This is a genomic window from Sanguibacter sp. 25GB23B1, assembly GCF_040012415.1.
Lineage (GTDB): Bacteria > Actinomycetota > Actinomycetes > Actinomycetales > Cellulomonadaceae > Sanguibacter.
Genome location: NZ_JBDYKL010000019.1, coordinates 64,333 through 75,636, shown reverse-complemented (window position 1 = coordinate 75,636; position 11,304 = coordinate 64,333). Strand labels below are relative to the sequence as shown.

The window sequence follows — 11,304 nt, the reverse complement described above, 5'->3', positions numbered from 1 at the left end:
CGCGCGCTTCGCGCGCCGTCCGGACGTCGCAGGCGCACCGCGTGCAGCCGGCGACGTGCGCGAGCGCCCGGTCCCGGGCCGCACCGTACAGCTGCCCGTCGACGAGGGCGCTCACCTGGTCGCCGAGGTGCACGCTCACGACGCCTTCCCGGTCGCGAACGCTCCGAGGAGCGCGAGCGAGCCAGAGCCGTCCCCGTCGTCCGCGGGGCGCGGCGAACGGTGCGCGAGGAGCGTCCGCAGCTGGGACCGTGCGCGGTGGATCCGTGACCGGACGGTGCCGAGCTTGATGCCGAGAGTGACGGCGATCTCCTCGTACGAGAGTCCCTCGATGTCGCAGAGGACCACCGCGGCGCGGTACTCGGGCGCCAGCGAGTCGAGAGCACGCTGGACGTCGTGATCAAGGTTGGCGTGCTCGTACCCGCGCTCGGGGTCGTGGAGGTCGCCGCGTGCGGCGTACTGCACGTCGCTCTCGCCCATCGCATCCATCCGAATGCGCTGCTTGCGCCGGACCTGGTCGAGGAAGAGGTTCGTCGTGATCCGGTGGAGCCACCCCTCGAACGTTCCCGGCGTGTAGCCGTTGAGCGACCTGAAGACACGGACGAACACGTCCTGCGTGAGGTCCTCGGCGTCGTGCTGGTTCCCGGTCAGCCGGTAGGCGAGGCGGTAGACGCGTGCCGAGTGGTCCTGGACGATCGACTCCCAGCTCGGGGCCTCCCACGGGACAGGAAGGGCGTCGGGCGCCGTGACGTGCGGGGTCTCGGAGGAGAGGGACGAGGCCGGATGGTCGGAGTCGTGCATCGCGCCATTCTCCCAGCATCGAGAGACGGTTGTCGCATCCGCGGAGGAACATTCACCGAGAGCGCACATCACCGGACAGTCGCCGGGGCTCGACAGGGTCCCGGCGGTACCATCGGCTCAGACCACGACGACCGCACAACCCCCCTGGAGGGCACCATCTCCGCCGACAAGTCTCGAAGCTGGGCGTACGCCGAGGACTTCATCGAAGAGGACGACGTCCTCCTGCGTGCTCGCGAGCGCGCCGCTCAGCTCGGCTGCTCTGCCATCTCGCCAGGTGCGGGCGCAGCCCTCAGCGTGCTCGCAGCCGCGGTCGGCGCACGCTCCGTCGTCGAGATCGGCACCGGCACCGGCGTCGCCAGCGTCTACCTCCTGCGAGGGATGCAGCCGGACGGCGTCCTCACGACCATCGACCTCGAGGTCGAGCACCAGCGCGCCGCGAAGGAGGCGCTCGTCGAGGCGGGGATCCGGACGACACGCGCACGCGCCATCTCCGGGCGAGCCCTCGACGTGCTGCCCCGTCTGACCGACGGCGCGTACGACCTCGTGCTCGTCAGCGCTGACACTGCGACCTACCCCGCCTACGTGGAGCAGGCCCTGCGCCTGCTGCGGGTCGGCGGCGTCCTCGTTCTCGACGACGCCCTGTGGCACGGGCAGGTCGCCGACCCGGCACGCCGCGACGAGACCACGACGACGGTCCGAGAGGTGGGTCGCCAGCTCCGCGCGGACGACCGTGTCGTCTCGGCCCTCCTGCCCTCGGGTGACGGTCTGCTCGTCGCCGTCCGCCGGTGAGCCGCCTCGTCAGACGCGGAGCCGGAGCGCACGGTGGCCGTGCCGTCGCAGGCGACGGCTGTGCTCGTCCGGTTCAGCGCAGCTTCTCGAGGAACCTCAGCAGCAGTCGCGCCCCATAGCCGGTCGCACCCTTCGTCACCTCGTGCGACGCCGCGGTAGAGCGTGCCGGACCCGCGATGTCGAGGTGTACCCACCGGCGCCCCCCGGCGAACTCGCGCAGGAAGAGGGCGGCGGTGATCGACCCGCCGCCGGGCGCGTCGATCGGGACGTGGCGCAGGTCCGCGACCGTCGATCGCAGAGCGGTCCGGTAGTCCTCGACGAGAGGCATGTGCCACACCTGCTCGCCGGTGGCCTGGGCGGCGGCCTCGAGTCCGGCGAGGAGCTTCTCGTCCGAGGAGTAGAGAGCACCGTGACCTCGCCCGAGGCCCTGGCTCGCGGCACCCGTGAGGGTCGCGACGTCGATGAGGATGTCGGGGTCGAGCTCGGCGTCCGCGTACGCCATCGCGTCCGCGAGGACGAGCCGGCCCTCGGCGTCGGTGTTCGCCACCTCGACGGTCGTCCCACCGTGCAGCGTGAGGATGTCGCCAGGGCGGTACGAGCTCGCTCCGACGTGGTTCTCCGCGAGCGGCAGCACCGCGGTCACCCGGTGCTTGGAGCGCGCGCGCGAGGCTCCGACGACCACAGCGAGGGCCACCGCAGCCCCGGCCATGTCGGTCTTCATGGGGATCATCGCCTCGCGAGGCTTGATCGACAGCCCGCCCGTGTCGTAGGTGATTCCCTTGCCGACGACGACGACGTGCTTCGACCCACGGACCGGCGCGTCCTCGAAGGGCGTGTACGTGACGGTCACGAGCCTCGGGCCGTCGACCGAACCGCGTCCGACCGCGAGCAGACCGCCGAAGCCCTCGGTCGCGAGCTCGGCCGGACCGCGGACCGACAGCTCGAGGCCTTCCGCGTCGGCCAGCTCCTGGACCCGACGCGTGAACCACTCGGGAGTCTTGATGTTCGACGGGACGGTCGTGAGGTCGCGCACGAGCCAGGTCGCCCAGGCGCTGCGGGTCGCTGCGTCGACCACGGTCTCGGGCGTCGGTCCGAGCAGGACCAGCTGCTGCGCGGGACTCGCTCCCGGACCTCGCCCGCCCGAGAGCGCCGGTGGGCGGTATGCACCGAGGAGGTATCCCTCCACGAAGCCTCGAGCGGTGTCGGCCTGGGTGTCGGCTGCGACCGTGGCCACGACGCGGCCGAGGCCGGTCGTCGCACGGGCGAGCGCTGCACCGGCACGACGGAGGTCGTCCGCAGACCCTCGACCGGTCCCCACGAAGATGATGCGGTGGGGCAGTCCTGACCACGGGAGCGCACCGACAGCCCGGCCGTGCGGCCGAGGGAGGTCCACCGTGTGGCTGGAGCCCGCCGCCCCGGTGAACGACGCACGTTCTGCGAGCTCGGCGAGGTCGATCCCGTAGCGCGCAGACGCGTCCACCGCTCCGGCTCGCGGCTGGAGCTCGTCGTCGCCGTCGACCGGTGAGCCGACGGCGACCGCGATCGCATCGACGTCGCCGTCCTCGAGGAAGACGCACTGTGCGATCCGCCCGCGGGCGACCACGACCTCGGGCACGTCGCGCCCGATCGTGGCTGTCGCTGAGGACTCGACCGACGGCCGAGCGGTCCGAAGAGGCAACGTCAGCCCACTACGGCTTTGAGCGCCTCGCCCAATTCGCTCGCCTCAACTGCGTTGAGCTCGACAACCAGGCGGCCGCCACCCTCGAGCGGGACGCGCATGACGATGCCGCGTCCCTCTTTGGTGACCTCGAGTGGGCCGTCACCCGTCCGTGGCTTCATCGCAGCCATTGGTGGCTCTCCATTTCCGTCGATACCGCCGATAGTCTTCGATGAATATTCTAGTTCACCCAGCGTGTGGCTCGCGCCGCCCATTTGGTGCCCGCAAATGCACAATTCATGCGGGGCAATGGCCGCAGCCAGGGCGACGGGTGCCGGCCCTCACTCCATGCCGCGCACCGCCCGCACGGGGGCGAGATCACCGCGGACCGCAGACACCATGTCGAGCACCCTGCGCGTCGCCTGCACGTCGTGCGCACGGAAGACGCTCGCGCCCATCCAGGCGGCGAGCGCTGTCGTCGCGAGCGTGCCCTCGAGGCGCTCCTCCGCAGGCAGGCCGAGCGTCTCACCGACGAAGTCCTTGCGTGAGAGCGCCATGAGCAGCGGGTAGCCCAGCTCCGCGAGGCGTTGTGTGCTGCGGACGAGGTGCAGCGAGTGCCAGGTGTTCTTCCCGAAGTCGTGCGTCGGGTCGACGAGGATCGACTCCGGCCGGACACCGCAGGCACGGGCACGCTCCGCACCACGGACGAGGGTCGCGAGGACGTCGAGGACCACCCCGTCCCGTGGGTCGGTCCCGTCCGGGGCGTCGCTCGGGAGCGGGTAGGCGACGCGGAACGGGTCGGTCCGAGGCACGGCTCCTCCGGTGTGCGAGCAGACCACCCCGGCCCCCGTCTCGGCAGCGACCTCGACGAGCCGGGGGTCGTGACCCGCCCACGTGTCGTTGACGAGGTCCGCGCCGGCGAGCACCGCCTCGCGGGCGACCTCGGAGCGCCACGTGTCGACGCTCACGAGCAGGTCCGGGAACTCGGCCCGCACCCGGGCGACGAAGGGCACCGTGCGTCGGATCTCCTCGCCGACCGAGACCGGTTCACCCGTTCCCGCCCGGACCCCTCCGACGTCGACGATCTCGGCGCCGTCGTCCACCGCCCGGGCGACCGCCTCGAGGGCCGCCCCGTCGTCCATCTGGCGTGCACCTGCGAAGAACGAGTCTGTCGTGCGGTTGACGATCGCCATGACCGCCGGGGACCGGGCGCCGACCTCGCGGCCGCGGAGCACGAGCGCCGGAGCGCGAGGGGGGACCGGACCGGTCGCGCCGCCGCCCGCAGCGCCCCGCCCCGCCGGGCTCACGCCCCGCCGGCTGCCGACGCACGAGCGGCCGCGCGCACAGCCTCCTCGGCTGCCGCAGCCGCCGCTCGCTCGGCCGCCCGGAGCTCCTCGTTGTGGTTGCACACGATCCGCACGGCCTCGTCCGGGTCGTCGACGACCTTGAGGAGCTTGAGGTCGTCCGGGTTGATCATGCCGCGCTCGACCACCGCGGTCTCGAGCCATCCGAGCAGCCCCTGCCAGTAGGAGGAGCCCACGAGGACGATCGGGAACTCCGTGACCTTGTGCGTCTGGACCAGGGTCAGCGCCTCGAACAGCTCGTCGAAGGTCCCGAAGCCCCCGGGCAGGACGACGAAGCCGCTCGAGTACTTCATGAACATCGTCTTGCGGGCGAAGAAGTACCGGAAGTTCACGCCGAGGTCGACCCACTCGTTCATGCCCTGCTCGAACGGCAGCTCGATCCCGAGACCGATGGACAGGCCCCCAGCCTCCTTGGCGCCCTTGTTCGCAGCCGCCATGACGCCCGGTCCGCCCCCGGTGATCACCGCGTACCCGTTCTCGACGAGACCGCGCCCCACCTGCTCACCCATCGCGTAGTCCGGGTGGCCGGGGCGGGTGCGTGCCGAGCCGAACACGCTGACCGCGTGCCCCACCTCCGCCAGCGCACCGAAGCCCTCGACGAACTCGCTCTGGATCCGCATGACACGCCACGGGTCGCCGTGCACCCAGTCCGTGTCGTCCTGGCGGTCGAGCAGTCGTTGGTCGGTCGTCTCCTTGGGGATCTGGCGACCCCGGAGGATCACCGGACCCTTGCGGTAGCCCTTGCCGACCTCTGCGATTCCCTCGTCTGTCATGGCTCCGAGCCTAGGTCCACTTCTGCGGGCCGGACCACTCCGGCCGGGTGAACGGGGACCTAGGCCAGGAGCCACGCGCGCAGTGCTGCGTGGCAGACCTCGATCTGGGACGCCGGGCACCGCTCGTCGTCCTTGTGGGCGAGCAGAGGGTCGCCCGGCCCGAAGTTCACGGCAGGAATACCGAGCTCGGCGAACCGCGCAACGTCCGTCCACCCGTACTTCGGCGCGGGGGCACCACCCGTGAGGGCAAGGACCATGTCGGAGAACTCGATCGCCATCGGGGCGTCGAGGCCCGGGCGCGCACCGGGAGCCAGGTCGTCCACGGTGACCTCGAACCCGTCGAAGAGCTCCGTGACGTGCTCGAGCGCCTGCTCGGGGGTGCGGGACGGCGCGAACCGGAAGTTGACCGTCACGACGCACTCGTCGGGGATGACGTTGCCGGCGTGGCCACCGCGGATCCCGACGGCGTTCATGCCCTCGCGGTAGACGAGACCGTCGACCTCGATCGACCGGGGCTCGTACGCCGCGAGCCGGCGCAGCACCTCGCTCGCGCCGTGGATCGCGTTGACCCCCATCCAGGACCGTGCCGAGTGCGCCGCCGTCCCGGGCACCCGGACGTGCACGCGCAGCGTCCCGTTGCAGCCACCCTCGATGCCTGCCGCTGTCGGCTCGCACAGCACGGCGAAGTCTCCGTGGAGGAGCTCGGGGGCCTCACGCACGAGCCGACCGAGGCCGTTGCGGTCCGAGGCGACCTCCTCGTTGTCGTAGAACACCCAGGTGATGTCGCGCGTGGTCGACGCGAGCTCGGCAGCGAGGGCGAGCTGGACAGCCACCCCAGCCTTCATGTCCGCGGTGCCGCGACCCCACAGCTCCCGGTGGATGCCCTCGCCGACGACCCGGACCGGCAGGTTGTCCGCGAGCGGGACGGTGTCGACGTGGCCGGCGACCACGACGCGCTGAGCACGACCCTGGACCGTCCGAGCGACGACCGCATCGCCGTTGCGTGTCACCTCGAGGTGCGTGAACGGCCGCAGCGCCGCCTCGATCGCGTCGGCGATCGTGCGCTCGTCGCCGCTCACGGACTCGATGTCGCACAGGGAGCGGGTGAGCGAGACGACGTCACCGGTCAGGCGGAGCACCGGCACGTTCGGGGAGTCTGTTGACGGCATGCGTCGACCCTATCGTTCCGGAGCACGCGTCCCCCACGCCCGGACAGCGTGCGCGAGCGTCACGGATGCGGTGCTCGCACCGCGCGCCACCTAGTGTTGGACCATGACTTCCACGACCTCGCGCCCCGCATGGGGATACGGCCTCGCCACCGTCACGACCAGCGGCACCACCCTCGACGTCTGGTACCCCTCCCCTGCTCTCGGCTCCGCGCCGTCAGAGGCGACCGCGCCCCCCGAGCTCGCCGCGCTGGCCGTCGCTGACGAGGCGCGAGACGTCGAGCTCGTCGTCGTGCGCACGGAGATCGATCTCGATGCCGCCCCGACCGACGCAGCCGACGCCTACCTGCGGCTCCACCTCCTGTCCCACCGGCTCGTCGCTCCTCATGCGCAGAACCTCGACGGCCTCTTCGGCGTGCTCGCCAACGTCGTGTGGACCAACCACGGCCCGTGCGCGGTCGAGGGATTCGAGAGCGTGCGCGCCCGCCTGCGGGCCCGCGGGCCGGTCACCGTCCTCGGCGTCGACAAGTTCCCCCGCATGGTCGACTACGTCGTCCCCTCGGGCGTGCGCGTCGCCGACGCGGACCGCGTCCGCCTCGGCGCACACCTCGCGTCCGGCACGACCGTCATGCACGAGGGCTTCGTGAACTTCAACGCCGGAACCCTCGGCACCTCCATGGTCGAAGGCCGCATCTCCGCCGGGGTGGTCGTGGGAGACGGCAGCGACGTCGGCGGCGGCGCGTCCATCATGGGGACGCTCTCCGGCGGTGGCCGCGAGGTCATCTCGCTCGGCGAGCGGTGCCTCCTCGGGGCGAACGCCGGTATCGGCATCCCGCTGGGCGACGACTGTGTCGTCGAGGCCGGCCTCTACGTCACCGCAGGCACCAAGGTCGTCGTCGTCGGCTCCGGTACCGGCGACGAGGCCGACCAGATCGTCAAGGCACGAGACCTCGCCGGCCAGGACAACCTCCTCCTGCGTCGCAACTCTCTCACGGGCGGTGTCGAGGCCGTCTCGCGCGCCGGTGTGGGCATCGAGCTCAACGCCGCCCTGCACGCGAACTGAGGCGAGCATGTCCCGACGGTCCCGCCCTCTGCGGTTCCTCCGAGGTCTCGTGGTGGTCGGCGCTGTCGGGGCCCTCGCGGTGGGCGGCATCGTGCTGCTCCTCGACCGCACCGTGCCCGGGACCGGGGGCCGCGAGACGTGCTCGGCGGACCTCGACGGCACGTCATGGTCGTTCTCGCCCGTCCAGGCCGACAACGCCGCTCTCATCACGGCCGTCACCGTGAGGCGCGGCATGCCCGCCCGTGCGGCCACGATCGGGCTCGCCACCGCCTTGCAGGAGTCGAAGCTCGTGAACATCGACTACGGCGACCGTGACTCCGTCGGCCTCTTCCAGCAGCGAACCTCCCAGGGCTGGGGAACGATCGAGCAGATCATGGACCCGGTCTACTCGACCAACGCGTTCTACGACGGGCTGGACGGCATCGCCGGCTACACCGAGCTCCCCATCACCGAGGCCGCCCAGGCGGTCCAGCGCTCTGGCTTCCCCGACGCCTACGCACAGCACGAGAACCGCTCTCGCGCCTGGGCGTCAGCGCTCACGGGGCACTCGACAGGTGCCGTGACGTGCACGCTCGACCGGCTCGAGGGCGTCGATCTCGACGACGAGGCGGGGACCTCCGCATCTCTCGACACGCTGCGCGCCCGCGTGGTGCGCGACTTCGGCGACCTGCCCGTCACAGCCGACCCGGTAGACGGCTCGGTCGTCGTCGAGGTCGGACCGCTCACACCCGCGCCGGAGCAGCAGGCCCGGGTCTCCTGGGCGGTCGCCCAGTGGGGCGTGGCGACGGCCCGTGCGACCGCTGTCGACACGGTGCTCGTCGGCGACCAGGTCTGGACCCGCGAGACGCGCGCATGGACCACGGTCGAGGACACGGACGCGCACGCACCTGCAGGCACAGTCAGGCTCCGTCTCGCGGCGGCCTGAGCCGGACTGCACCGCAGGGACGACGAACGGCGGGGACCTGGGGTCCCCGCCGTTCGTCGTCCGTCGCCGGTTCAGTCAGCGCGGGTCGTGCGAAGGTCCTAGCGGGCCGAGAGGTCCGTGTAGCTCCGCTCGGTGGCACCGGTGTAGATCTGGCGCGGGCGCCCGATCTTCGTCTGGGGATCCCGCATCATCTCGCGCCACTGCGCGATCCAGCCCGGCATCCGGCCGAGGGCGAACAGCGGCGTGAACATCGCCGGTTCGAAGCCCATGGCCTTGTAGATGAGGCCCGTGTAGAAGTCGACGTTCGGGTAGAGCTTGCGCTCGATGAAGTACTCGTCGCTGAGGGCGATCTCCTCGAGCTCCATCGCGATGTCGAGCAGCTCGTCGCGCTTGCCGAGGGTCGAGAGCACGGCGTCCGCGCTCTTCTTGACGATCGCCGCACGCGGGTCGTAGTTCTTGTAGACGCGGTGCCCGAAGCCCATGAGGCGGACACCGTCCTCCTTGTTCTTCACCTTCTTCATGAAGTCCTGGACGCCCGTCCCCGACCCCTTGATCTCCGTGAGCATCTTGAGCACCGACTCGTTCGCGCCCCCGTGCAGCGGGCCGGAGAGCGCGTTGATCCCGGCTGCGACCGAGGCGTAGATGTTCGCCTGGCTCGACCCGACGATGCGGACCGTCGACGTCGAGCAGTTCTGCTCGTGGTCGGCGTGGAGGATGAGGAGCTTGTCCAGCGCGTCGACGACGGTCGGGTCCGAGTCGTACTGCATGTACGGCACCGCGAACGTCATGCGGAGGAAGTCGTCGACGTATCCGCGCGAGTAGTCGGGGTAGAGCAGGGGCTCGCCGACCCGTCGGCGGTGCAGGTATGAGGTGATGGTCCGCGACTTCGCGAGGAGGAGCACCGTGGCCAGCTCGATGGTCTCGTCGTCGAACGGGTCGAGGGACTCGGGGTAGAACGTCGAGAGCGCGTTGATCGCCGAGGCCATGACCGCCATCGGGTGCCCGTTGCGGGGGAACGTCCCCATGAACGTGCGGAAGTCCTCGTGGACGAGCGTGTGGCGGTTGACCCGCTCGACGAACGCGTCGTGCTCGCTGGGGGTCGGCAGCTCACCGTGGATGAGGAGGTACGCGACCTCGAGGAACGTGGACTTCTCCGCCAGCTGGTCGATCGGGTACCCGCGGTAGCGCAAGATGCCCGCATCGCCGTCGATGTACGTGACCTTGGACTCGCACGAGGCGGTGTTCATGAACCCGGGGTCGACGGTGACCATCCCCGTCGTGCTGAGCAACGACGAGACGACGATCCCGTCGTTCCCCTCGGTGGCCGGGACCACCGGGAGGTTCTGGGACTCGTCGCCAACGCTGAGCGTGACCGTTGCTTGCTGGGTGTCCGGCATGTCTTCCCTTCCTGCTGCACGTCTCACCCGGTCGGGTGGAGCGGTGCTCCTCCTGGTCGGCCCTGTCGGCGCCGCGGATGACCGGAGTCGATCCTCCAGGGAGGTCGACGTCGGCCCTAGGTGACGGTACCCGCCACTACCGGTTCGTGCCCAATTGGTGAAGGTTCTCAGACTATCAATCGTGGGTGAGACGGGTCACACCACGCGGGCGCCCGGACGTGCGCTCACGTCAGCGGGAGCCCAGCCGCAGGGCGGCCTGGTCGACCCGCTCGTCCGTCGCAGTGAGGGCGACACGTACGTGCCGGTCCGCCGCCGCCCCGTAGAACGCTCCGGGTGCGACGAGCACCCCGCGCTCGGCCAGGTCGGCAGCGATGCTCCACCCGGAGCGCCCCGGGTCGTCGGCCGACCTCGCCCAGAGGTAGAGGCCCGCCTCGGACCCGTCGACGGCGAGCCCGGCCGTCGAGAGGGCGGCCAGGAGGATCTCGCGGCGGCGGCGGTACACCTCGCGCTGCGCGGCGACGTGCTCGTCCTCACGGAGGGCCACGGTCATGGCCGCCTGGACAGGAGCGGGGACGATCATCCCGAGGTGCTTGCGCAGCGCCAGCAGGCGCTCGACGATCGCACGGTCCCCGGCGACGAGAGCTGCGCGGTAGCCGGCGATGCTCGACTGCTTCGACAGGGAGTACGCCGCGAGGAGGCCCTCGTGCGAGCCGCCGTTGACACGCGGGTCGAGGATGCTCGGTACCCCGCCGGTGGCCCACGGCTCGGACCACGCGAGCTCGGCGTAGCACTCGTCGCTCACGACGACCGCACCGATCGCCCGCGCCGCGTCCACGACCTCCCGGAGTGCGTCGATGCCGAGCACCTCGCCGGACGGGTTCCCTGGGGAGTTGACCCACACGAGCCGGACGTCGGAGCGCCCCGCCCAGTCCGAGACGCGTGCGGAAGGCAGCGGCGTGGCACCGGCGAGCCGGGCGCCGACGTCGTAGGTCGGATAGGCGACGGCCGGGTGGACGACGACGTCGCCCGCGCCGAGCGACAACAAGGACGGGAGCAGGCCGACGAGCTCCTTGGAGCCGATCGTCGGGAGCACGGCCGCAGGATCCAGACCAGGCACAGCCCGCCGTCGGGCGAACCAGGCCGCCGCCGCCTCGCGGAGCGCGAGCGTCCCGTGGGTCGTCGGGTAGCCGTGCGCATCGGCTGCTCCCGCGAGCGCAGCCTGGACGACCGCCGGCGTGGGGTCGACGGGCGTGCCCACCGAGAGGTCGACGATCCCGTCAGGGTGGGCACGAGCGCGGTCGGCCAGCGGGACGAGCGTGTCCCAGGGGAAGACGAGCTCCGTCAGGTCGGCGAACCCCACAGCCGGCCGACG

General features: G+C 71.1%; 11 protein-coding genes. 3 read left to right on the top strand and 8 right to left on the bottom strand.

The features are described 5' to 3' along the window. Positions 1-135 precede the first annotated feature (135 nt). Complete coding sequence (sigE, locus tag ABKW26_RS11910; RefSeq protein WP_348593942.1) at positions 136-798, bottom strand: RNA polymerase sigma factor SigE; 663 nt, start codon at positions 796-798, stop codon at positions 136-138. A 156-nt stretch (positions 799-954) separates the two neighbouring features. Between sigE and ABKW26_RS11905 the strand changes: the two genes are divergently transcribed. Next, positions 955-1,587 (top strand): O-methyltransferase, encoded by a 633-nt coding sequence (locus tag ABKW26_RS11905; protein WP_348593953.1) that lies wholly within the window; start codon positions 955-957, stop codon positions 1,585-1,587. A gap of 73 nt (positions 1,588-1,660) precedes the next feature. Here the strand turns inward: ABKW26_RS11905 and ABKW26_RS11900 are convergent, their stop codons facing one another. The 5 genes from ABKW26_RS11900 to dapE form a co-directional block, all read right to left on the bottom strand. After that, positions 1,661-3,202 (bottom strand): leucyl aminopeptidase family protein, encoded by a 1,542-nt coding sequence (locus tag ABKW26_RS11900; RefSeq protein WP_348593940.1) that lies wholly within the window; start codon positions 3,200-3,202, stop codon positions 1,661-1,663. A gap of 65 nt (positions 3,203-3,267) precedes the next feature. Further along, positions 3,268-3,435 carry a DUF3117 domain-containing protein gene (locus tag ABKW26_RS11895; protein ID WP_082543807.1) on the bottom strand — a complete coding sequence of 56 codons (168 nt, stop codon included), beginning with the start codon at positions 3,433-3,435 and terminating at the stop codon, positions 3,268-3,270. Between the two features lie 150 nt (positions 3,436-3,585). Next, the gene (folP, locus tag ABKW26_RS11890; protein WP_348593952.1) at positions 3,586-4,479 is read right to left on the bottom strand and encodes a dihydropteroate synthase; all 894 of its coding nucleotides are present in this window, start codon (positions 4,477-4,479) and stop codon (positions 3,586-3,588) included. Between the two features lie 68 nt (positions 4,480-4,547). Next, on the bottom strand, positions 4,548-5,381 hold the full coding sequence (locus ABKW26_RS11885) for a TIGR00730 family Rossman fold protein (RefSeq protein ID WP_348593939.1): 834 nt from the start codon (positions 5,379-5,381) through the stop codon (positions 4,548-4,550). Positions 5,382-5,440: 59 nt separating this feature from the next. Continuing rightward, entirely contained in the window at positions 5,441-6,550 is a 1,110-nt protein-coding gene (dapE, locus tag ABKW26_RS11880; RefSeq protein ID WP_348593938.1) for a succinyl-diaminopimelate desuccinylase, read from the bottom strand. A gap of 103 nt (positions 6,551-6,653) precedes the next feature. Between dapE and dapD the strand changes: the two genes are divergently transcribed. Both dapD and ABKW26_RS11870 read left to right on the top strand, forming a co-directional pair. Next, positions 6,654-7,610, top strand: a complete 957-nt coding sequence (gene dapD, locus ABKW26_RS11875) for a 2,3,4,5-tetrahydropyridine-2,6-dicarboxylate N-succinyltransferase (RefSeq protein WP_348593937.1) — start codon at positions 6,654-6,656, stop codon at positions 7,608-7,610. A 7-nt stretch (positions 7,611-7,617) separates the two neighbouring features. Continuing rightward, positions 7,618-8,535, top strand: a complete 918-nt coding sequence (locus ABKW26_RS11870) for a hypothetical protein (RefSeq protein WP_348593935.1) — start codon at positions 7,618-7,620, stop codon at positions 8,533-8,535. Positions 8,536-8,633: 98 nt separating this feature from the next. On the opposite strand, the gene ABKW26_RS11865 is transcribed toward ABKW26_RS11870, so the two are convergent. After that, positions 8,634-9,932, bottom strand: a complete 1,299-nt coding sequence (locus ABKW26_RS11865) for a citrate synthase (RefSeq protein WP_348593933.1) — start codon at positions 9,930-9,932, stop codon at positions 8,634-8,636. Positions 9,933-10,161: 229 nt separating this feature from the next. Further along, on the bottom strand, positions 10,162-11,292 hold the full coding sequence (gene dapC, locus ABKW26_RS11860; RefSeq protein ID WP_348593931.1) for a succinyldiaminopimelate transaminase: 1,131 nt from the start codon (positions 11,290-11,292) through the stop codon (positions 10,162-10,164). Positions 11,293-11,304: the final 12 nt, after the last annotated feature.